The sequence below is a fragment of the Microbacterium sp. BWT-B31 genome, assembly GCF_041379855.1.
GTDB lineage: Bacteria > Actinomycetota > Actinomycetes > Actinomycetales > Microbacteriaceae > Microbacterium.
This window is the reverse complement of record NZ_JBFECU010000004.1, coordinates 111891-132269: the sequence shown is the minus strand read 5'-3', so window position 1 is coordinate 132269 and position 20379 is coordinate 111891. Positions and strand designations below refer to the sequence as shown.

The window sequence follows — 20379 nt, the reverse complement described above, 5'->3', positions numbered from 1 at the left end:
ACGCGTCCGTCGCCGATCTCGCTGCGGAGCCCGCGCACGCGGGCGTGACGCGTCACAGCGCGCCGAGCTCGGTCAGGGCCGTCGTGGCGAGCTTGACCCCGCTGCGCGCCGCGTCGAGCTCGCCCGCGCCCCGAAGCGCTGCGGCGATCCACCCGGCGGCGAACGCATCGCCCGCGCCGGTCGAGTCCACGACGTCGGGGAGGGCCTCGACGGGCACCTCGGCGCACCCACCGCGATAGTGCACGACGATCGGGTCGCCGCCCCGCTTGACGACGTAGACGGTGTCATTCGGCAGGCGGATGCCGAGCCCTCGCGCGCACTCGTCCTCGTCCCGGTTCGCGAACACGACGTCGGGCCGCAGTTCGAATAGGAGCGCGCCGAGGTCCTCGGCGCCCAGGGCACGCATCGTGGCCGTGCTGGAGAGGTCCACGCTCACGCGGGCGGCGGGTCGCGGCATCCGCTTCACCACCTCACGCAGCACGGAGCGCGAGGGCTCGTCGCTGAACCCGTAGAGCGGCAGGTGCAGCCAGCGCGCCCCCTCGAGCCACGTCGGATCGATCGGCCCGAGCTCGGCGGCGGCGGCACGGTCGGTGATCATGGTGCGCTCACCGGTCTCGTCGACGAGGATCACGATGGTGCCGGTGCGCATGCCCCGCTGTACCCGCACGTCGACGCCCGCGCGCTCCAACTGCCGCACCAGCGCCTCGCCGGCGGTGTCGTCGCCGACCCTGCCGATGAAGCGCGCCGGCACGAACGGCGCGGCGGCCGCGGCGACGTTCGCGGCGCTTCCGCCTCGGGCGTGACGGATCGTCGCGGCGTTGTCGGTGCCGCGCTCGAGCGGGCCGTCGCGGCGCGCCAGAACGTCGTCGATCAGGTCGCCGATGGTGACGAGCATCAGGGGGCGCAGGCGGGGGAGAGGGCTGCGGCGATGCGGGCGCCGAGTTCGACGTTGCCGCGGTACACCTCGACGTTGACGTCGAGACTGTGGCCGCCCGTCTCGCGCTGGAAGAAGTCGAGCAGGAACGGTGTGATGTCGTGGCCGCTCACCCCTGCCGTCCTGGCGGCCTCGAGCGCGCGGTGCAGCACGTCGTCGTGCAAGGCGCGGGGCAGTTCGCGGTCTGTGCCGACGGGGTTGGCCACGAGCAGCGTCGAGGCGATGCCGAGTCCGTCGCGTGCGGCGACCACCCGCGCGACCTCGTCGGCCGAGTCGACAGAGAAGTCCAGGTCATAGCCGGAATCAGAGATGTAGAAGCCCGGGTAGTCGGTCGTGCGGTAACCGACCACAGCGAGGCTCAGGGTCTCGAGCCGCTCGAGCGTCAGAGGGATGTCGAGGATCGACTTCACACCGGCGCTGACCACGACGAGGGGCAGCGCCGCCAGTGTCGGCAGGTCGGCGGACTCGTCGAACGTCTCGGCCGCGCCCCGGTGCACTCCGCCGAGCCCGCCCGTCGAGAAGACGCGGACCCCCGCACGGTGGGCGAGGAACGCCGTCGCCGCCACCGTCGTCCCCGCGCTCAGCCCTTTCGCCATCGCGAGCGGCAGATCGCGCAGGCTCGCCTTCACCACCGAGTCGGAGGTCGACAGGCGCTCGATCTCACCGACGCTGAGCCCGACGGTCGGCGTGCCGTCGACCACTCCGATCGTGGCGGGCACGACGCCCAGCGAACGAACCTGCATCTCGGCATCGAGCGCGACCTCGAGGTTGCGCGGACGCGGGAGCCCGTGCGTGAAGATCGTGGATTCGAGTGCGAGGACGGGCGCGGAGCGTTCGACAGCGGCGCGCACCTCTTCCGACACGACGATGGCTGGCGAGGTCACGGCGCTCCTTTCGGCGGTGACTGCCACTGTACGCAAGGGAGCAGACATCCGCTTTGGCCCGCTGGTGTCACTCTCGCCGCGCCGCCGCCGAACCGGTCTCCGGCGGCATCGGTCTCAGCCGGCGTCAGCGCCGACGCTCGCGGGGCCGGTCGAGGCCGATGTGGATGCGTGTGCGGGTGCGTTCGCGGACGATGAAGAACACGCCGACGAACCACAGCGGGAACAGCGTGAGGAAGGCGAGGCGAAAGGCCCCGAGCGAGTAGGTCGCGGGGGTGCCCGCGCCCTGCAGGTCCAGTGCCGCGCCGATGAAGAAGATCGCGATGATCGCCGCGAGGAAACCGCCGACGTTCGTGATGCCGGTCGCGGTGCTGAGGCGATGGCTCGGGTTGTGGGTGCGGGCGTGGTCGAAGGCGATCATCGAGGCGGGCCCGCCCAGGCCGAGGGCGATCGCGAGCAGGATGAGCAGCCACAGCGGCGCGGCGGTGGGCCACGCGAGCACCGCGATCCAGGCGACGACCTGCGCGCCGACGGTGGGCAGCACCAGCGCGCGCGTGCGCAGGTTCGGGATGCGCGCGGACAGCCCGCCGAGGATAGGACCCGACACCATGCTCACGACGATCAGCACGGTTGTGACGACGGATGCCGCCGCCGGCGTGAGACCTTCGCCGGCGGTCAGGAACGGGATGCCCCACAGCATCACGAACACCGTGCTGGCGAACGGCGTCGTGAAGTGCGACCAGAACGCCAGGCGCGTGCCGGGGTGCGACCACGCCGCACGGATGCCGACGCGCGTGTCGGCCGCCGAGGTGACGACCCTGATGTTTCCGGTGTCGGTGTTCACCGTGACGTCCTCGGTCGCGTCCGGCGGACGGTTGCGCACCAGCACCGCGACGAGGATCGCGAAGAGGATGCAGAGCCCCGCGAGGCTGCCGAAGGCGACCGTCCACGTGGTGGCGTGCAGGAGCGCCGCGAGGGGGATGACCGAGACGAGCTGGCCGGTCTGACCCACGAGCCCGGTCAGCTGCACCATGACCGGGCCGCGCTGCGCGGGGAACCAGGTCGCGATGAGCCGCAGCACGCCCGGAAAGACCGCGGCGTCGCCCGCGCCGAGCAGCATGCGGGCGGCGATCGCGATTCCCACATCGGGGGAGAGGGCCATCACGAGCTGCCCGGCGGCCATCAGCACCATGCCGATCGCCATGATCGGACGGGCGCCCCAGCGATCGAGCCACACCCCGACGGGCAGCTGCATGAACCCGTACACGCCCAGCTGCAGCACGGCGAACAGCGACAGGGTCGAGGCATCCGCGTTGAATCGTGCAGCGGCGTCGACACCCACCGCCGACAGCGACGTGCGGTTGCTCACGGCGAGCACGTACGCGGCGACGGCGACGCCCCAGATGAGCCACGCGCGCCAAGGCGAGACGGATGCGGGAAACCGCGTCGTCATCGGATGCTGCCGGCCCGTGCGCGTCTCACCTATTCAGGGTAGTCGCGCGGCGGCGTGCTGCTGGTCCCGTTCGACGGGGAGCCACAGTTCGGTCGTGGCGGTCGCGAAGTCGGGGGAGCGGTCGAGCACGGCCACGATCGACGGACCCGGCCTCAGGCGCCATGGGTTCGACGGGAACCACTCGGTCGCCGTCGCCGCCCACGTCTCCTGGAGCGCGGACGGGTGGGCGCCACAGGTGCGGAACACCGCCCACGTTCCCGCGGGAACGTGGATCGTGTCGAGGTCGTCCGGGACGGACGTGTCGCCTCGGACCGCGACGCCATGCAGGTAGGTGAGCTCGCTGCCCTCGGTGTAGTCGGGATCGACATCGGCACTGACCTGCAGGATGCCGCTGGGCTCGGCATCGCCGAGCGCTTTGAGTCGTTCGTGCTCGGTGACGGGCAACGCCAGGATGTGCGCCTGGATGTGCGGGTTCACGCCCGCGTGGATCAGCGGCACACGTGCAGTGTGCCCGATGAGGCGGAAGGCGGGTCGGTCTGCGATACGGGTGTCCATCGGGGTGCTTCCTTGTACGGTCAGGCGGAACCTGAGCTGCGGTTGTGAGCGAAGGGGACCGCCCGAGCGCCGGACCTCGCCGGGGCCGATGCCGTGCACGGCGCGAAACGCTCTGCCGAAGGCCTCGGTCGAGCCGTAGCCGTACCGGACGGCGATGGTGAGCAGCTCTTCGTCGCCGACCACGTCGGCCGCGGCCACGGTCATGCGGCGCCGGCGGATGTACTCCGACAGCGGCATGCCCGCCAGCGACGAGAACATCCGGCGGAGGTGGTACTCGGTGGTGCCCAGACGCCCGGCGAGCTCGGCGATGTCGAGTTCCTCGGTGAGGTTCTCGTCGATGTGTTCGACGAGACGATTGAGCGTCGCGATCACGGTTCCTCCTTCGACATCCAGCTTCGTCTGATGCGTGCCGGGCGGCCCGATCATCCTGGTCCGATTCGATCAGGTCGGTCGCGACGCTGCGATGCCGCCGAATCGCTACGCTCGAGCGAGGCTCGGATTCTTCGGGCGCCGGCCCTCGACGCATGAGGGGGGAGAGGAGTCGGATGACGACGCGATCACGACGGTACCTCGCTGCTGTCGCCCTCGGCATGACGGTCCTCTGCGCCGGGTGTGCGGCTGTTCCCGATCCGCCCGAGGCCGTCGGAGAGAACTATCCCGGCACCTGTCTGCCGCCCGAGCTGTCGTGGCCATCCGATTTCCTCGGGTCTCTGGCGGGGGAGTCGTCGGCGGTCGGAGGCGCCGTCGTCGGACTGCGTCTGGAGTACATCGACTCCGACTGGGTGTGGCGCCTTCGCAGCCACGACACCCCGCACGACGCCTTCGGCGAGCGAGTGGACGATGCGAGCTTCGGCAAGGAGTCCCTCGTCGATGTCCGGACGCTGGAGACCCTCGCGACGCATCAGGTGCAGCTCACGGAGGCGGAACAGCACGAATCGGGCAGCGGCGCGTGGGGTGCGGCGAAGCTCTCCGGCGAACAGTGGCCGAGCCCGCTCATCATCGAGATGGCTCGTGTGATGCAGGGCGAGACCGCCGTCTGGCGGATCACCACGTGCGACACCGAGACCAACGAGCAGCACGTCATGACCGTCGACTGACGGCGCGCTGGTCCCGCTGTCGACGCTTCGGCTATCGATCGCGAACCGGCTGCGGGTCCGTGTCTGTGCGCTACGGCTCGTCGACGTCGACGAGCCAGCCCGCGAGGGAGCGTGATCGCCGCTCGGACGGTGGGTCCGCCGTGAGGTCGACGGCTGCCGGCGGCGGCTGGTGCTCGTGAGTCGCGGGCAGCCGTACCCCAAGGACCGGTTGCAGCACGGCCGAATCCGGGACGGGCACGATCTCGATCATGTACCGCGTAGGCCGCGAGCCCACGAACACGCCGTTTCCGAGGTCGCGACCGGTCATCGGCCACTCTTCCCCGTCTGCCGGCATGGAGGCGTCCGGCGGCGCGCCGTTCCCGGGACGACGCAGCGACCGGCGTTCGACGACCTCGCGGCTGACCGCGTGCACGGCCGTGACGCGACCTCGCACGCGATCGGCGAACTCCTCCTCGTGGTGCGACTCGATCGCATCGACCGTCGCGACGAGCGCAGACCCGAGCGTCTCGGCGAGCTGCGATGCGGGGCTGCGCGTCCGGATGCCGAAGTCCACGTCGTCACCGACAGTGAATGCGTCGCCGCAGCATCCCCATTCCCAGCTCGTCAGCCACACACGCGTCATGACTCTCACGCTATCGAGCAGCGGGAGATCACAGGGAGGGTCAGCCGCCGAACTCGCCGGTCAGGATGAGAGGCGTCTGATTGAGGCTACACGCCTTGCTGATATCGCCGATCGGCCCGGCGCTCGGCGTCAGTATGTCACCAGTTGTCCGGGCAGGATCGCTCACGATGGTCTGCAACTGCGAGAACGAGGCGCCGAGCGTCGACTTCGCGTATGCGGCCAGAGCCTGAAGATCGGCGGCGGCGCGGTCGACGCGGACAACCCAGTCCGCAGCATCGATCTTCTTGGAGAACGTGAAGCCCGTGTCGGCATTGACGAGTTCGCTGTAGACGGCTGCGAACTTCTCGCAGTCGGCGGTGACGGCTTCGTCGAAGTCGAAGTCTGCGGACGAGAAGGTCGGCCTGGCGGTCCACGCGACGCCGTCAGGAAGCTGCACTCGGAACGTGGTTCTGTTGCGCTCGACGATGGGCCACGCGAGCTGGCTGGCCCCCTCGCAGGTTCCCCGCAGGGGTGCGCGCACGAGCGAGCTCGTCGTTGCGAGTTCGGCGGAGAACGAGGCGCCGCCGGTGCACTCGAAGTCGACGACGAGCGAGTGCGCCCCCTCGGGAACAGCGAATTCCGTCTCGGTGTGCTCGATCGCGCCCTGGCCCGAGACAGGATCGCCCGGCCAGGTCATCGGCGGCTCCGGCGTCGCGGATGTCGTTTCGGGCGGGGCAGACGACGACCGAATGGGCGCGGGTGCCGCGTCGGCGTCGTCGACCGCGCACCCGCTCAACGCGAGCGCGGCTCCCACGACCATGAGTGGCAACAGCGCTGCGATGCCGAGCGGCTTCCTGTTCCGACGCGTCATCGCGGTCCTTTCGAGATCGGCCCTCAAGGTGTCTACCAGGCCGCGTGAGAAGGACTCAAATCCGGCGATGTGCACAGCACCGAGAATGCCCATTATGTATTAATACAAAACAATGCGGAGAGGGTGAGTTCGGGGGAGTGGGTGTAGGAGTACGCCGCCTGGGTGCAACTCGTCAACGCGCTCATCGTGATCAAGAAAATCGTCACCGAAGGCTGGTACCGATACCGCTGGGACGGACGCCCGAAGAAGTGGAAGCGCGCCTGGGGCAGAAGCACGGCAAGAAAGATCGCGAGGCTCTCCCGTAGTCCGGAATGAGCCTCGCGATCTTCTGTGCGGCGCTATGTCGGTAAGATCGCAGGCAGAGATACCTGAGCTCTCCACTCGCCCGAGACGGACAAGTCGGTCGTGAGCAATGCGGTCTCCCCGAGATCGGCGAAAGAGGCCGAGGGGACAAACCTCTGGAGATAGTCTCCGGCCGCCGTGATGCAGAACAGCAGCGCTTGGAGCGAGTCGAAGCCGTATGTTTCCAACGACTCGGTAATCTCCCCGTTCTGGTCGAGGAACTGATACCCGAATGATGGCGAGCCGTCGGCGCTTGCGAGGATATTCAGAGTCAGCGGCCCGCCATCCGTGGTGAATTCTCGACTGGCGACGACCAGACGTTCGCGCTCAGCCACTGGCGCCTGCCAGACATCCCGCATAGCGAACCATGTTCGCCGCGTGACAGATAGCGGCGGCTTGCGCTGGACGAAGACGCGAGCAGACTTTCGCTCCCGCATTCATCTCACGGTCACACTGCTTCTTCGTGTGCATCGGAACGATACGACCTGCGTGCGTCGCCGTGTCCAGTCCAACCTTTGCCACCGCTGGTGCCGACGACCCAAGGACAAGAAGCGCATCCGTGGAGCCGCCCACCGCCGCTCCTGCCCCGCCGAAGGCGAGAGTTGCGGCAAGCGGTCACGCTGCCAAAGTTGCGACAAGAGACATCAGTTCCGTTCATGTGATGAGCAGTACAGTTACGAACCTACCGAGCAGCGCGTGCACTGTCTGCCGGCCATTTGGGGGACAAGGGACTACTGGCGCGTCCCCTTAGGGCATCGCGGTCGCGCAGGACGACCCGCTCTACAAGGCCCGCCGCACCCTGCACGTTGTTCTTCTGAGCGCCCGCTGTGGGGACTTCGTCGACGGACCTTGCGCCATGTGGCGGAGTCGAGGGGAGAGGGGCCAATTCGCGTTAGATGCGAAGATGCCGTCTTCCCGCTGACATAATGGGCATTATCGGCGACTAAGCGAGAGTGGTGGCGACCCTAGGCTGGAGCCGTGATCGCCTCGTTCACCGGATTCGTCGTGGTCGGTGTCGCGATCCTCGTCGGCTGGATCATCGGGCGCATCGACCTGCTCGGCGAGCACGGCCAGCCGGTGCTGGCACGACTGACCTTCTTCGTGCTGTCGCCGTTCCTGTTGTTCGTCGTCCTTGCCCGGGCCGATGTCCACACGCTGTTCTCGGCGCTGCTGCCGGTGTCGGCGATCGCCGCGGTTTCGATGTTCGTCGTGTACGTGGTGATCGCGAAGCTGGTGTGGCGGCGATCGGTCGGCGACACCGTCGTCGGAGCGCTGAGTGCCGGGCAGGTCAACTCGAACAACATCGGCATCCCGCTGTCGCTGTATCTGCTGGGAAGCGCCGCCTACCCGGCTCCGGTGATCCTCATGCAGCTGCTGCTGTTCACTCCGATCACGATGGCGATCCTCGACACGGTCACCACGGGCCGCTCGTCGCCCGGGCGTCTGGTCCTGCGCACCGTGACCAACCCCATCGTGCTCGGCTCGGTGCTGGGCACGATCGTCGCAGTGAGCGGTCTTGAGCTGCCGCCGATCGTCATCGAACCGCTCGTCCTGATCGCGAACGCGTGCGTTCCGGTGCTGCTGATCAGCTACGGCATCTCGCTGCACGGTCAGCGCGTGCTCGCGCCGTCCGGCCGAAGGCGCGACATCGTGCTCGCCTCGAGCCTCAAGCTCATCGCCATGCCGCTCGTGGCGTGGGCCACCGGCACGTACCTGTTCGACCTCGCCCCGCACGATGTGCTCGTCGTCGTGGTGCTCGCCGCCCTCCCGACGGCTCAGAACGTGTTCAACTACTCGCAGCGGTACGGCGTCGGCGAGACGATCTCGCGCGACACGATCTTTCTCACGACGGTCGGGTGCATCCCCGTGCTGCTGCTCGCGACCTTCCTGCTCGGATAAGCCGCGGTCATGCGGTCCTTCCGACCCGCGTCAGTCAGAGCACGCTCGCGATGTCGGTCTGGCCGAAGTCATCGCCTTTGAAAAGCAGCGGCACGTCGAAGTGCTGTGCGAGAGCATACGAGAAGCAGTCCCCCATGTTTAGTCGTGCGGGGTGACGCCCCTTGCCGAATCGCCGCCATGCGGCTGCCGCCCGCTCGGCCAGTTCGGAGTCAAGCGGCACGATAGCCATGGAGAGCCGCTCGAGCATGACGGTCAGAAGATGGTTGCCATCCGGTCCGAGCCTCGACTCCACGACGATTCGACTCTCGACGAGCGTGGATGCGCTGAGCGAGCAGTCGCCCGCATGGCGAGCGAGGGCATCGGCGTAGACCCCTGCATCGGGTTCGGCGAAGAGTACGGCGACGAGCGCGGACGTATCGACCGCGATCCGCCCAGTCCTCACGCCGGCAGGCCGTTCTCGTCGTAGCCGATGATCTCGTCCGGGGTGCGGGAGTCGGTGACCGGTAAAGTGCGCGCTCGCGCGATGATGTCGTCGAGTCGCACCGTCGCCGCACTCGCGGTTCTTGCCCGGACGCGCTCCAGTCGCTCCGCGAACGCTCGACGAGCGGCCTCGGTGATGCTCTCCCCCGTGGCCGCAGCGAGTTCGCGAACGAGCCTGTCGGCTTCGGGGTCTTTGATGCTCAAAGCCATATGGCAAGCATGGTTTATAGAATTCGATACGTCAATATAGAAAGCAGCGGCCTCACGTCCCGACATACGACGCGAGGTGCTCCCCCGTGAGCGTCGAGCGCGCCGCGACGAGGTCTGCGGGCGTGCCCTCGAACACGATGCGCCCACCGTCGTGACCGGCGCCCGGACCGAGGTCGATGATCCAGTCGGCGTGCGCCATCACGGCCTGGTGGTGCTCGATGACGATCACGCTGTTGCCGGTGTCGACGAGTCGATCCAGCATGCCGAGCATGTGGTCGACGTCGGCGAGGTGCAGGCCCGTCGTGGGCTCGTCGAGCACGTAGATCGCGCCCTTCTTCGCCATCGAGATCGCGAGCTTGAGGCGCTGACGCTCTCCCCCTGACAGCGTGTTGAGCGCCTGACCGAGCGTGATGTAGCCGAGCCCGACGTCGATCATGCGCAGCAGGGTCGTGTGCGCGGGGCCCTTGGTGAAGAACTCGGATGCCTCGGCAGCCGACATCGCGAGCACTTCGGCGATGTTCTTGCCGTCGAGGGTGTACTCGAGCACCGCGTCGCTGAAGCCGGTGCCTTCGCACAGCTCGCACAGGGTCTCGACGGTCTGCGTGAACCCGAGGGTGGTGATGATGACGCCGAGGCCGCGGCACGCGGGGCACGCGCCCTCGGAGTTGGCGCTGAAGAGGGCGGGCTTCACGCCGTTGGCCTTCGCGAAGGCCGAACGGATCGCGTCGAGGATGCCGGTGTAGGTCGCCGGGCTGCTGCGCCGGTTGCCCTTGATCGGCGATTGGTCGACGACCACGACGTCGTCGAACGACGGCACATTGCCGTGAATGAGCGACGACTTGCCCGAGCCGGCCACCCCGGTCACGACCGTGAGGATGCCCAGCGGGATGTCGACGTCGACGTTGTCGAGGTTGTGCTGGCTCGCCCCGCGGATCTCGAGAACGCCCTTCGCCGCGCGCGTTGACGGCTTCAGCCGCGCGCGGTCGTCGAGGTGCCGCCCCGTGATCGTGCCGGAGGTGCGCAAGCCCTCGACGTCGCCGGTGTACTGCAGCTCGCCGCCCGCGCGGCCGGCGCCTGGGCCGAGGTCGACGATGTTGTCGGCGATCTCGATGACTTCGGGCTTGTGCTCGACGACGAGCACCGTGTTGCCTTTGTCGCGCAGCTGCAGCAGCAGCCGGTTCATGCGCTCGATGTCGTGCGGGTGAAGTCCCGCGGTGGGCTCGTCGAAGACATAGGTGATGTCGGTGAGGGCCGATCCGAGGTGCCGGATCATCTTGGTGCGCTGCGCCTCGCCGCCCGACAGCGTGCCGGCGGAGCGGTCGAGCGATAGGTAGCCGAGGCCGATGTCGACGAACGAGGCGATCGTCTGGCGAAGGGTGGCCATGAGCGGCGCGACGGACGGGTCGTCGACCGTGTCGAGCCACGCCGCCAGGTCGGTGATCTGCAGGGCCGCGGCATCCGCGATGCTGATGCCCTTGATCTTGGACGAGCGCGCCCCCTCGTTCAGTCGCGTGCCACCGCACGCAGGGCACGGCAGGAACTTCACGGCACGGTCGACGAACGCGCGGATGTGGGGCTGGAGCGCATCGCGGTCCTTCTGCAGCATCGACTTGGTGATCTTCGGCACGAGACCCTCGTAGGTCATGTTGATGCCCTGGATCTTGACCTTCGTCTGGTCCTTGTAGAGAAAGTCGTGAAGCTCTTGCTCGGTGTAGTCCTGGATCGGCTTGGCCGGGTCGAAGAAACCCGACTCGCTGTACCCGCGGACCATCCAGCCGTCGACGTTGTACCCCGGGATCGTGATCGCACCCTCGGACAGCGACTTCGACCGATCGACGAGCTCGTCGATATCGACGTCGCTCACCTCGCCCAGACCCTCGCACCGCGGGCACATTCCGCCGGTGATCTCGAAGGAACGGCGCTCCTTGACCTTCTGGCCGGCCTTCTCGAACGTCACCGCGCCCGCGCCCGACACCGACGGCACGTTGAAAGAGAAGGCCTGCGGCGAGCCGACGTGCGGCTGGCCGATGCGGCTGAACAGCAGTCGCAGCATCGCGTGGGCGTCGGTCGCGGTGCCGACTGTGGAGCGGGCGTTGGCGCCCATGCGCTCCTGGTCGACGATGATCGCCGGGCTCACATTCTCGAGGCGGTCGATGTCGGGGCGGCTGAGCTGCCCCATGAACTGCTGCACGAACGTCGGGTAGGTCTCGTTGATGAGCCGCTGCGACTCGTTGGCGATGGTGCCGAACACCAGCGACGACTTGCCTGACCCCGAGACGCCCGTGAACACCGTGAGCCGGCGTTTGGGGATGTCGACGTCGACCGCCTTGAGGTTGTTCTCGCGTGCCCCTCGCACGCGGATGACGTCGTGGCTGTCGGCGGTGTTCATCGAGTCTCCTTGCCTGCGCGGTCTGCGCGGTCGGCGCGGTCGGCGCGGTCGAGCCTATCGACCCCCGCCGACATGCGAAGCGGCAGACCTCAGGCCTTCTCGTTGATGCGGATGAGGTTGCCGGCAGGATCGCGGAACGCGCAGTCCCGCACGCCGTAGGGCTGGTCGGTGGGCTCCTGCAGCACGTCGGCGCCGGTGGCCTGGAGCTTCTCGAAAAGCCCGTCGAGGTCGTCCGTCGCCAGCGTCAGCGCCGCGTAGCTGCCCTTCGCGATGAGCTCCAGGACCGTCTGGCGCTCCTGGTCGGTGATCCCCGGGTCGACGGCCGGCGGGTGCAGCACGATGGAGGTCTCGGGCTGGCCCTCGGGGCCGACGGTGATCCACCTCATCCCCTCGTAGCCGACGTCGCCTCGCACCTCGAATCCGAGGGCGTCACGGTAGAACGCCAGCGCGGCGTCGGCATCGGTGTGCGGGAGGAAGGCGTAGTGAATCGTGATGTCCATGCCGTCACGCTACTGACGACGCGGCTGCGGACGCTTCTCGATTCCTGATCGGTCTGGTGATCTGCTTCGCGTGGCAGGAGGGCAGCTCGCCGACATCGGCCTGCAGCGCCCGCCGCCGGTACTCGCTCGGCGAGATGCCGACGAGTTCGGCGAAGCGCGTGCTGAACGTGCCGAGCGACGAGCACCCGACCGTGAAGCAGACCTCGGTGACGCTGAGGTCGCCGCGCCGCAGCAGCGCCATCGCGCGCTCGATGCGGCGCGTCATGAGGTACGAGTACGGCGACTCGCCGTAGGTGGCGCGGAACCGGCGGCTTAGGTGTCCGGCAGACATGTTCACGCCGCGCGCCAGCGCCTCGACATCGAGCGGCTGGGCGTACTCGCGGTCGATGCGGTCGCGCACGCTCCGCAACAGCGCGATGTCGCGCAGGCGCTGCAGGGCGGCGGGGTCGTTGGTCACGTGCGTGATGGTGTCACGTCTCGGCGGCGATGTCCACCGGGTCGGCCGGGCTGTCGGGGCCGTCCCATGAGCGCAGCGCACTGACGACGAGTCGCATCCGGCCATCGATCCGAAGCACGGTGAACAGCGTGCGGGTGCACGAGCGGCACCTCACGATGGCCGCCGTCTCGTCGATCTCGACCACGGCCTCGGCGATCGGCGCGACGGCGCCGCATCCGCCGCACACTCCGACCAGCGCCGTGGTGTCCTGCACGAACACGTCGCTCAGGATGCCGGCGATCGCATTGCCGTCGACGACGGATCGCGCGTTCGATGCCCTCACCGCGCACCCCCGAATCGCTCCGTCTTGATGCTCGCAGGCGGATGCCCCAGCCGCACGAGCGCGTCGGCGACGTGCTCAACGAACGACGTCGGCCCGCACACGAACACCTCCGGGGCGGCGTCGGCGGGCCACACCGCGTCGCCGATCACGGCGTCGTCGATACGGCCCACGCGCCCGATCCATCCGTCCGGCCCGCCGCGCGTGTACACCCACGTGAGCTCCACTCCCCCGCTGCGCGCCCGCTCCGCGAGCAGATCACGATATATCGCGTCTTGCGGCGTGCGCACCGAGTACAACAGGCGAAAAGACGGGCCGGATGCCGCATCCGCCCGCGCCCGCACCATCGCCGCCAGCGGCACGATGCCCGATCCTCCGGCGATGAGCTGCACCGGGGCGGCGCCGCCGGGTCGCCACACGAAGTAGCCGCCGAGCGGCCCCTTGACTTCGAGCTCGTCGCCGGCGCGCACCTCCTGCACGAGGTAGGGCGAGACCTCGCCGTCGGGCACCTCGTCGACGGCGAGCTCGATCGTCGTGTCGGGCCCGTAGGAGCCGAGCGAGTACGAGCGCACCGCCTGGTACCCGTCCGCGGCAGTGAGCCGGATGTCGACGTGCTGCCCCGGCTCGCTTCCCGGCCAGCCCGGCACCGACAGGCGCAGCACGCGCGCGCTCGGCGTCACAGCGGACGTCTCGATCACCTGCGCCGGCCGCCAGCCGCCGACGATCACCAGTACCGCTCCTCCGTCCACGGGTCGCCGTGCATGTTGTAGCCGTTCTGCTCCCAGAAGCCCGGCTGGTCGTGTTCGAGAAGGGTCAGCCCGCGCACCCACTTCGCGCTCTTCCAGAAGTACAGGTGCGGCACCAGCAGGCGGGCGGGGCCGCCGTGCTCGGGATCGAGCGGCTCGCCCTCGAACTCGAACGCCACCCAGGCCTTGCCGTCGAGCAAGTCCTCCAGCGGAACGTTCGTCGTGTATCCGCCGTAGGAGTGGGCCATCGCCGCCTCGGCGTCGGTCTCGACCCCTTCGAACAGGGTGTCGAGCGATACGCCGCGCCACGACGTGCCGAGTTTCGACCAGCGCGTGACGCAGTGGATGTCGGTGGCGACCTCCTCGACCGGGAGTGCCAGGAACTCGTCCCACGTCCACGACCTCAGCGCACCGGACTCGGTGCGGATCGCGAACGACCACTCGGCCCTGTCGACGCGCGGGGTCGGCCCAGCCGACAGCACGGGGAAGTCCTCGGTCAGGTACTGCCCCGGCGGCAGGCGTGGATCGCTCTCGCGTCGACGCGCCCCGAAGCCTCGTGAGAAGACCGCCATGACCACACCCCGCAATCCGAGTCTGGTCACACGCTAGCGCGCACCGGGCACGCTGGGCGAGAGCCGGTGCGACGGCGAAGAGGCGACACACCCCGGCCCCCCTCCCCCGCGCACGGAGCCAGGTCTAGAGTGAGCGCACGAGCCTTCCCAGGGAATTCCCAGAAAGAGGTAGCGCAATGGCCACGGCATCCGAAGCCGAGAAGTCCGCCGTCAACGGCATCCGCACCGCGATCGGCATCGGCGGCACGCTCGCCCTGATCGCCGGCATCCTTGTCCTCGTATGGCCTGACAAGGCGGCCGCGGTCCTGACGGTGATCCTCGCGATCTACGCAATCGCGGCCGGACTCGTCTACGCGGGCCTCGGCATCTTCACCAGACACAAGGGCGGGTGGGCGCGCGTAGGCCACATCCTGCTCGGCCTGGTATTCATCCTCGCGGGCGTCATCGCGCTGTTCAATCTCACGGTGACCACGGCGTGGCTCGCCGTGATCGTCGCGATCTTCGTCGGCATCGCGTGGATCGTCGAGGGGGTCGTGTCGCTTTCGACCCTTGGCCAGTCCGCGTCGAAGGGGTGGACGGTCTTCTTCGCGATCGTGAGCCTGATCGCGGGCATCTGGCTCGTGTTCACGCCTCTATTGGGCGCTCTCGCGCTGTGGTGGATCCTCGGCATCGCGCTCGTCGCGATCGGCATCGTCAACATCGTCCGCGCGTTCACCTTCGGCCGCAACACCTGACCGTCCTGCAACGACACAGCCCCCGCGAACTCACGATCGCGGGGGCTGTGGTCTTCTGACGACGGATGCTACGCCGGCAGCCGGCGCCGCCACCAATCGAGCACCGCGGCGAAGCGCTCGACCCGGTGCCGCGGCTGACCTGAGCGCGAGAGCTCGTGGTTCTCGCCGGGGAAGATGATCATCTCGGCGTCGACGCCCCCGCGAACGAGGGCGCTGTAGTACCGCGTGGCCTGTTCGAGCGGGCAGCGGAAGTCGAGTTCGGAGTGCAGCACCAGCGTCGGGGTGCGCACCCGGCCTGCGACCGCCATCGGGCTCTGCCGCACGATGGCCTCGGGATCGGTGCCGACGTACTCGTCGCCGAAGAACGAGCCGATGTCGCTCGTACCCTGGAACGACGTCGGGTCGAGGAATCCGCGCTCCACGATCGCGCCCGCGAAGCGGTGCTCATGGCCGATGACCCACGCCGTGAGGTATCCGCCGTACGAGCCGCCCATCACACCGACCCGCGCGCCGTCGAGCGCCGAGTCGGCCGCGATCGCCCCGTCGAGAAAGTCCATGACGTCGTGGAAGTCGCCGGTGCCCATCGCCTGACGGATGCTGCGACCGTGCGCACGCCCGTAGCCGGCGGAGCCGCGCGGGTTGCAGTAGACCACCGCGTAGCCGGCATCGACGAGCACCTGGGTCTCGTCGAACAGGTGGATCCCGTAGGACGCGTAGGGGCCGCCGTGGATCTGCAGAATGACGGGGAACGGACCGTCGCCTGCGGGCTTGGCGACCCAGCCGTGCACGGGGTAGCCGTCGCGGCCGTCGACCGTGAGCTCTGCGGGAACGACCAGCCCGGTCGCCGCGGCCCCGGCGCCGAACGACGTGAGCGCGGTCGCGCCCTGCTCGTCGACCAGCAGCAGCTCACCGTACGACCGCGGGGTCGCTGCGGCTGCGACGATGACCTCGCCCGCCGCAGCGTGTCCGGCGACCTCGAGGTCGCCGCCGAGCACTTCGGCGAGGTCGCCCGCGCGCGTGACCCGCACCAGCCGCACCCGGCCGCGCGTGCGGTCCTGCACGAGGAAGTCCTCGCCGATCGGGGTGATGTGGCTTCCGACTTCACCGAGATCGACCGTCTCGGCGTCGGTGAGGCGCGTCGGGCCGTCGGCGCCGACGATCCACAGGCCCGTTCCGGGCGCGACGAAGTCGACGCCGTCCGGCCCGAGCTCCTCGCCGAGGAACGCGATCGTGCCGTCATCGGCCACCGCGACCGCTCCGATCGACAGGTTCGCGTCGCGGCCGACGACGTCGCGCTCGCCCGAGCCGTCGACGCGGATCGCGCGCAGCGGCACGCGCAGGTCGGCGCGCACCGCCGTCAGGTCCTCGACGCAGGTCAGGATCTCGTCGCCCGCGAAGGCGATCCCGGAGTGCGAGCGGGGCCCGTCGGTGAGCTGGGTCGCCTCGGCGGCCACCGAGCGCTTCTTCGCGGGCTGGGCGCCCTCGGCGGTGACCGCGGGCGCGGGATCGTAGAAGGGCTCGGCGCCGGTGTCGGGCGCCGCTACGACGAAGACGTGCGCGGGGCGATCGGCCACATAGCCGAGTCCGTTGGCGTGCCAGCGGATGCCGGTGATGCGGCGCGGGGCCTCGGCCGCGGCATCCAGCCCCTCGACCGTGCCGTACCGGCCCTTCTCGGGCACGCGCGCGGTGAAGCCGAGCGTCAGGCCGTCAGGCGACCACGCGAGCTCCGAGACGCCGAGCGGGGCATCCGTCGCCTGCACCGGCTCGCCGCCGGATGCCGCGACCACGAAGATCTGGGCCTTGCCCTTCGCGTCGCCCCGAAGGAACGCGAGCCGGGTGCCGTCGGGTGAGACCCGCGGCGTCGAGTCGGCGGTGCCGCGGGTCAGGCGCCGGGGCGATCCGCCCGGCAGGTCGATGCGCCACAGCTGACCCACCGCGCGGTTGGCCGCCAGGTCGGGGCGCGAGGTCGCGAAGACCGCGAACGACCCGTCGGGCGCGATCGCCGGGCGACCGACAGAGATCAGCGACTCGATGTCGTGCGCGCGCATGTCACTCCGCCTGGAACGACGAGACGTCGCCGACGAGGCGGGTGTTGCCGATCGGCACCGGCTCGACCGCGGCCCGTGCGACCTCGGCCGCGAACTCCGACACGTTGTAGAGGCGGCCCGCCTCTTCGCGACGGGAGGCGATCGCGCCGGGGTTCGCGCGCTCGAGCAGCGTCGCAGTGATCGTGCCCTCGATCATGTCGCCCGAGACCACCACGAAGCCGAAGCCCTTGTCTTCGAGCGCGGGGATGCGTTCGCGCAGCGCGTCCTCGCCGGCACGCTTGGACAGCGCCACGGGCTCGTACTCGGGCATCGTCGGGGTCGTGCGGATGAAGTGTGCCTGATGGCTCGTGACGAACACGATGCGCGCCCCCTCGTTGAGCACCGGCAGCGCCGCGTCGAGCACGCCCAGCTGCGCGTCGCGGTTCAGGCGCAGCGCGTAGTCCGCGCCGAGGCCGGACTCCATGCCGCCCGAGGCGTTGAGCACGAGCACGTCGAGCCCGCCGAACGTCTTGTCGACCTCGGCGAACATCGCGGCGACCGACTCGGGGTCGGTGAGGTCGGCGCCCACCACGAGCGCCTCGACGCCGAGCTCGCGCAGCTCTGCGGCGAGCTTGTGGGCACGCGGCGCCTTGTTGCGGAAGTTGACGACGACGTTCGCGCCCGCCTCGGCGAAGTACCGGACGGTGTCGGCGCCGATACCGCGCGAGGACCCGGTGACGAGGGCGGTCTTGCCGCGCAGGGAGTCTGCGGCGAGGGGCTGAGACATGGCAGGGCTCCAGAAGATCGGATGCCGCGACAGACGCTGCCGGGCGGTCTCGACCCTATCAAGCGGCGTATGCGCCCCCGACGGCTGTTAGTGTTCAGGCAAGGCCGAGGAAGGAGGGGCGATGCTGCCCGATCTCACGCAGTACACGTGGATCGCATGGCTCGTCCTGGCGTTGGTGTTCATCATCATCGAGCTGGTGACGCTGGAGTTCACCTTCCTGATGCTCGCGGCCGGGTCGCTCATCGGCGGCCTCGGCGTGTGGCTGCTCGGCGGCCCGTGGTGGCTGCAGATCGCCGCCGCCGCCGCGGTGTCGCTCGTGCTGCTGTTCACGATCCGGCCGCTGCTGCTGCGGGCGCTTCGCCGCAGCTCGCGCCTCGTGCCCTCGAACGTCGACGCGCTGCCCGGTCTCGGCGCGCGCGTGACCCGGCGGTTCGAGCACGGCGCGGGCGAGGTCAAGCTCGACAACGGCGAGACCTGGACCGCCCAGCTCGCCGCCGGCAGCCAGAGCGCCGATCTCGACGTCGGCGACCGCGTGGTCGTCACCGCGGTGCGCGGCGCGACCGCCGAGGTCGCTCCTGCCGCCACCCCCACTCCCCCCTCGAAGGACGTGAGCGATGCCTGAGAACCTTGGGGCCTTCATCGGCCAGATCTTCATCGTCGTCCTGCTGATCGTCGTGGCGATCTTCGTGATCGTCGTGATCTTCCGATCCGTCCGGATCATCCCGCAGGCGTACGCCGGGATCGTCGAGCGCCTCGGGCGCTACCAGCGCACGCTGCAGCCCGGTCTGAACCTGCTGGTTCCCTTCATCGACCGGCTGCGCCCGCTCGTCGACATGCGCGAGCAGGTCGTGTCGTTCCCGCCGCAGCCGGTGATCACTGAGGACAACCTCGTCGTGTCGATCGACACCGTCGTGTACTTCCAGGTGACAGATGCACGGGCCGCGACGTACGAGATCGCGAACTACCTGAGCGCCGTCGAGCAGCTCACCACGACGACCCTCCGCAACGTCGTGGGCGGGCTGAACCTCGAAGAGGCGCTCACCAGCCGCGACAACATCAACGGCCAGCTGCGCGTGGTGCTCGACGAGGCGACCGGCAAGTGGGGCCTGCGCGTCTCGCGCGTCGAGCTCAAGGCGATCGACCCGCCCCACTCGATCCAGGACTCGATGGAGAAGCAGATGCGCGCCGAGCGCGACCGCCGTGCGGTGATCCTCACCGCCGAGGGTTCGAAGCAGTCGCAGATCCTCGAGGCGGAGGGCCGTCGCCAGGCTGAGATCCTCCGCGCGGAGGGCGACAAGGCGGCAGCGGTGCTGCGTGCCCAGGGCGAGGCCGAGGCCATCGAGACCGTCTTCAACGCGATCCACATCGGCAATCCCGACGACAAGCTGCTGGCATATCAGTACCTCCAGACCCTTCCGAAGATCGCCGAGAGCCCCTCCAGCAAGCTGTGGATCGTGCCGAGCGAGTTCACCAAGGCGCTCAGCGGCATCGGCGAGGCCTTCGCCGGTCGCCTCGGGGCGGACCCCGCGGCCCGTCCGCCGAGAACTCCCCGCCCCGCCTCCGCCGCGCACAGCGTCGCCGACGACCTCATCGCGCAGGCCCACCAGGCGGCGTCGGCAGCGGGCGCGATCGCGTCCGAGGCCACGGCCGGGCTTTCCGCCGGTCTGGCAGAGCCCGACGTCGAGCCGACCGACGGCCGCTGATCGAGGGAGCGCGAGAGTGCGGCATCCGTGGTTCGCGGCGTCCGGCACGCCGCGCGTGCTCGCCCACCGGGGCCTGGTGACGCCGGACGGCGCCCGCTCGGGCATCGTCGAGAACTCGCTCGCGGCCGTCGCGGCCGCGCAGGCGGCGGGAGCGGCCTACGTCGAGTCCGACTGCCACCTGACCGCCGACGGCGTGGTGGTGCTCTTCCACGACTCCGACCTGTCACGCGTGACCGGCGATCCGCGCACGGTCGCCGAGGTCACCGTCGCCGAACTCGCGAGGCTCATGGAGTCCCGCGGGGGGCTGGTCACGCTCGCGCAGGCGCTCGACGCGTTCCCGACGGTGCGCTTCAACCTCGACGTGAAGGCGACAGACGCCGCCACCCCCGTCGGCCGTGCCGTGGCGGCCTACGGCGACCGCGTGCTCATCACGAGCTTCTCAGACGACCGGCGGCGTGAGGCGATCGCGGCCGCGGCCGCCGCGGATCGAGGCATCCTGCCTGCGACCTCGGCCGGCACCGGCACGATCGCGCGGCTGCTCGGAGGCCTCGCCCTGCGCTCACAGCGGCGCGTCGCGCGCGCCCTCGAGGGCATCGACGCGCTCCAGGTCCCCGAACGGCAGCGCGGGCTGCGCATCGTCACGCCGCGCCTGATCGACGCCGCCCACCGGCACGGGGTGGAGGTGCACGTGTGGACCGTGAACGAGCCCGACGACATGCGACGGCTCGTGGGGCTCGGAGTGGACGGCATCGTCACCGACCGCGCCGACGTGGCTCTGGCCGCTCTTGCCTGACGCACCCGCAGAGCCCGCGAGGGTCGCGC

The 20379-nt window shown here is 69.4% G+C and carries 24 protein-coding genes; 7 read left to right on the top strand and 17 right to left on the bottom strand.

The genetic code is table 11. The features are described from left to right. Positions 1-52: 52 nt before the first annotated feature. The 4 genes from AB1K54_RS06545 to AB1K54_RS06530 all read right to left on the bottom strand — a co-directional run bounded on the left by AB1K54_RS06545 (position 53) and on the right by AB1K54_RS06530 (position 4195). A complete protein-coding gene (locus AB1K54_RS06545) occupies positions 53-895 on the bottom strand; it encodes a carbohydrate kinase family protein (RefSeq protein ID WP_371201929.1) in 843 nt (280 codons plus the stop codon). Next, the gene (locus AB1K54_RS06540; RefSeq protein WP_371201928.1) at positions 895-1818 is read right to left on the bottom strand and encodes a pseudouridine-5'-phosphate glycosidase; all 924 of its coding nucleotides are present in this window, start codon (positions 1816-1818) and stop codon (positions 895-897) included. The genes AB1K54_RS06545 and AB1K54_RS06540 overlap by 1 nt, the downstream gene beginning before the upstream one ends. Positions 1819-1942: 124 nt before the next feature. Continuing rightward, the gene (locus AB1K54_RS06535; RefSeq protein ID WP_371201927.1) at positions 1943-3268 is read right to left on the bottom strand and encodes a nitrate/nitrite transporter; all 1326 of its coding nucleotides are present in this window, start codon (positions 3266-3268) and stop codon (positions 1943-1945) included. 33 nt (positions 3269-3301) lie between these two features. After that, positions 3302-4195: a GyrI-like domain-containing protein gene (locus tag AB1K54_RS06530; RefSeq protein WP_371201926.1), complete on the bottom strand. Its 894-nt coding sequence runs from the start codon at positions 4193-4195 to the stop codon at positions 3302-3304. 173 nt (positions 4196-4368) lie between these two features. On the opposite strand from AB1K54_RS06530, the gene AB1K54_RS06525 reads away from it, so the two are divergent. Then, a complete protein-coding gene (locus AB1K54_RS06525; RefSeq protein ID WP_371201925.1) occupies positions 4369-4920 on the top strand; it encodes a hypothetical protein in 552 nt (183 codons plus the stop codon). A 70-nt stretch (positions 4921-4990) separates the two neighbouring features. Here the strand turns inward: AB1K54_RS06525 and AB1K54_RS06520 are convergent, their stop codons facing one another. Further along, positions 4991-5542, bottom strand: coding sequence for a DUF6578 domain-containing protein (locus AB1K54_RS06520; RefSeq protein ID WP_371201924.1), 552 nt, complete (start codon positions 5540-5542; stop codon positions 4991-4993). A 40-nt stretch (positions 5543-5582) separates the two neighbouring features. After that, positions 5583-6392, bottom strand: a complete 810-nt coding sequence (locus tag AB1K54_RS06515) for a hypothetical protein (protein WP_371201923.1) — start codon at positions 6390-6392, stop codon at positions 5583-5585. 162 nt (positions 6393-6554) lie between these two features. On the opposite strand from AB1K54_RS06515, the gene AB1K54_RS06510 reads away from it, so the two are divergent. After that, complete coding sequence (locus AB1K54_RS06510; RefSeq protein WP_371201922.1) at positions 6555-6707, top strand: hypothetical protein; 153 nt, start codon at positions 6555-6557, stop codon at positions 6705-6707. A gap of 23 nt (positions 6708-6730) precedes the next feature. Here the strand turns inward: AB1K54_RS06510 and AB1K54_RS06505 are convergent, their stop codons facing one another. Then, entirely contained in the window at positions 6731-7069 is a 339-nt protein-coding gene (locus tag AB1K54_RS06505; RefSeq protein ID WP_371201921.1) for a hypothetical protein, read from the bottom strand. Between the two features lie 643 nt (positions 7070-7712). Between AB1K54_RS06505 and AB1K54_RS06500 the strand changes: the two genes are divergently transcribed. Beyond that, complete coding sequence (locus tag AB1K54_RS06500; RefSeq protein ID WP_371201920.1) at positions 7713-8633, top strand: AEC family transporter; 921 nt, start codon at positions 7713-7715, stop codon at positions 8631-8633. Positions 8634-8667: 34 nt separating this feature from the next. On the opposite strand, the gene AB1K54_RS06495 is transcribed toward AB1K54_RS06500, so the two are convergent. The 8 genes from AB1K54_RS06495 to AB1K54_RS06460 form a co-directional block, all read right to left on the bottom strand. Next, on the bottom strand, positions 8668-9075 hold the full coding sequence (locus AB1K54_RS06495) for a type II toxin-antitoxin system VapC family toxin (RefSeq protein ID WP_371201919.1): 408 nt from the start codon (positions 9073-9075) through the stop codon (positions 8668-8670). Further along, positions 9072-9323 carry a type II toxin-antitoxin system VapB family antitoxin gene (locus AB1K54_RS06490; protein WP_371201918.1) on the bottom strand — a complete coding sequence of 84 codons (252 nt, stop codon included), beginning with the start codon at positions 9321-9323 and terminating at the stop codon, positions 9072-9074. Before AB1K54_RS06490 ends, AB1K54_RS06495 begins: the two co-directional genes overlap by 4 nt. A gap of 52 nt (positions 9324-9375) precedes the next feature. Next, the gene (locus AB1K54_RS06485; RefSeq protein ID WP_371201917.1) at positions 9376-11712 is read right to left on the bottom strand and encodes an ATP-binding cassette domain-containing protein; all 2337 of its coding nucleotides are present in this window, start codon (positions 11710-11712) and stop codon (positions 9376-9378) included. Positions 11713-11801: 89 nt separating this feature from the next. Beyond that, entirely contained in the window at positions 11802-12212 is a 411-nt protein-coding gene (locus AB1K54_RS06480; RefSeq protein WP_371201916.1) for a VOC family protein, read from the bottom strand. A 4-nt stretch (positions 12213-12216) separates the two neighbouring features. After that, complete coding sequence (locus AB1K54_RS06475) at positions 12217-12669, bottom strand: helix-turn-helix transcriptional regulator (RefSeq protein WP_371201915.1); 453 nt, start codon at positions 12667-12669, stop codon at positions 12217-12219. 13 nt (positions 12670-12682) lie between these two features. Continuing rightward, complete coding sequence (locus tag AB1K54_RS06470) at positions 12683-12991, bottom strand: DUF6510 family protein (RefSeq protein WP_371201914.1); 309 nt, start codon at positions 12989-12991, stop codon at positions 12683-12685. Continuing rightward, complete coding sequence (locus AB1K54_RS06465) at positions 12988-13716, bottom strand: ferredoxin reductase (RefSeq protein WP_371201913.1); 729 nt, start codon at positions 13714-13716, stop codon at positions 12988-12990. Before AB1K54_RS06465 ends, AB1K54_RS06470 begins: the two co-directional genes overlap by 4 nt. Then, positions 13713-14306 (bottom strand): sulfite oxidase-like oxidoreductase, encoded by a 594-nt coding sequence (locus tag AB1K54_RS06460; protein WP_371201912.1) that lies wholly within the window; start codon positions 14304-14306, stop codon positions 13713-13715. Before AB1K54_RS06460 ends, AB1K54_RS06465 begins: the two co-directional genes overlap by 4 nt. Before the next feature lie 176 nt (positions 14307-14482). On the opposite strand from AB1K54_RS06460, the gene AB1K54_RS06455 reads away from it, so the two are divergent. Next, a complete protein-coding gene (locus AB1K54_RS06455; protein ID WP_371201911.1) occupies positions 14483-15040 on the top strand; it encodes an HdeD family acid-resistance protein in 558 nt (185 codons plus the stop codon). Between the two features lie 68 nt (positions 15041-15108). Here the strand turns inward: AB1K54_RS06455 and AB1K54_RS06450 are convergent, their stop codons facing one another. Then, positions 15109-17088, bottom strand: a complete 1980-nt coding sequence (locus AB1K54_RS06450) for a prolyl oligopeptidase family serine peptidase (RefSeq protein WP_371201910.1) — start codon at positions 17086-17088, stop codon at positions 15109-15111. A gap of 1 nt (position 17089) precedes the next feature. Next, positions 17090-17854, bottom strand: a complete 765-nt coding sequence (locus AB1K54_RS06445) for an SDR family oxidoreductase (protein ID WP_371201909.1) — start codon at positions 17852-17854, stop codon at positions 17090-17092. Positions 17855-17975: 121 nt separating this feature from the next. Here AB1K54_RS06445 and AB1K54_RS06440 point away from each other — a divergent pair, with 121 nt between their 5' ends. Genes AB1K54_RS06440 through AB1K54_RS06430 form a run of 3 tightly spaced genes read left to right on the top strand, consistent with a single transcriptional unit; the run spans position 17976 to position 20350 of the window. Beyond that, positions 17976-18476: an NfeD family protein gene (locus AB1K54_RS06440; protein ID WP_371201908.1), complete on the top strand. Its 501-nt coding sequence runs from the start codon at positions 17976-17978 to the stop codon at positions 18474-18476. Then, the gene (locus AB1K54_RS06435; protein WP_371201907.1) at positions 18469-19557 is read left to right on the top strand and encodes an SPFH domain-containing protein; all 1089 of its coding nucleotides are present in this window, start codon (positions 18469-18471) and stop codon (positions 19555-19557) included. Before AB1K54_RS06440 ends, AB1K54_RS06435 begins: the two co-directional genes overlap by 8 nt. A gap of 16 nt (positions 19558-19573) precedes the next feature. Next, complete coding sequence (locus AB1K54_RS06430) at positions 19574-20350, top strand: glycerophosphodiester phosphodiesterase family protein (RefSeq protein ID WP_371201906.1); 777 nt, start codon at positions 19574-19576, stop codon at positions 20348-20350. Positions 20351-20379 lie beyond the last annotated feature (29 nt).

Bases quoted from the DNA above. Each gene is read 5' to 3' on its own strand.
- AB1K54_RS06520 (WP_371201924.1), bottom strand. From the start codon at position 5,542: ATGACGCGTGTGTGGCTGACGAGCTGGGAATGGGGATGCTGCGGCGAC.
- AB1K54_RS06480 (WP_371201916.1), bottom strand. From the start codon at position 12,212: ATGGACATCACGATTCACTACGCCTTCCTCCCGCACACCGATGCCGAC.
- AB1K54_RS06455 (WP_371201911.1), top strand. From the start codon at position 14,483: ATGGCCACGGCATCCGAAGCCGAGAAGTCCGCCGTCAACGGCATCCGC.
- AB1K54_RS06515 (WP_371201923.1), bottom strand. From the start codon at position 6,392: ATGACGCGTCGGAACAGGAAGCCGCTCGGCATCGCAGCGCTGTTGCCA.
- AB1K54_RS06445 (WP_371201909.1), bottom strand. From the start codon at position 17,854: ATGTCTCAGCCCCTCGCCGCAGACTCCCTGCGCGGCAAGACCGCCCTC.
- AB1K54_RS06440 (WP_371201908.1), top strand. From the start codon at position 17,976: ATGCTGCCCGATCTCACGCAGTACACGTGGATCGCATGGCTCGTCCTG.
- AB1K54_RS06460 (WP_371201912.1), bottom strand. From the start codon at position 14,306: ATGGCGGTCTTCTCACGAGGCTTCGGGGCGCGTCGACGCGAGAGCGAT.
- AB1K54_RS06545 (WP_371201929.1), bottom strand. From the start codon at position 895: ATGCTCGTCACCATCGGCGACCTGATCGACGACGTTCTGGCGCGCCGC.
- AB1K54_RS06525 (WP_371201925.1), top strand. From the start codon at position 4,369: ATGACGACGCGATCACGACGGTACCTCGCTGCTGTCGCCCTCGGCATG.
- AB1K54_RS06490 (WP_371201918.1), bottom strand. From the start codon at position 9,323: ATGGCTTTGAGCATCAAAGACCCCGAAGCCGACAGGCTCGTTCGCGAA.
- AB1K54_RS06435 (WP_371201907.1), top strand. From the start codon at position 18,469: ATGCCTGAGAACCTTGGGGCCTTCATCGGCCAGATCTTCATCGTCGTC.
- AB1K54_RS06450 (WP_371201910.1), bottom strand. From the start codon at position 17,088: ATGCGCGCGCACGACATCGAGTCGCTGATCTCTGTCGGTCGCCCGGCG.
- AB1K54_RS06485 (WP_371201917.1), bottom strand. From the start codon at position 11,712: ATGAACACCGCCGACAGCCACGACGTCATCCGCGTGCGAGGGGCACGC.
- AB1K54_RS06535 (WP_371201927.1), bottom strand. From the start codon at position 3,268: ATGACGACGCGGTTTCCCGCATCCGTCTCGCCTTGGCGCGCGTGGCTC.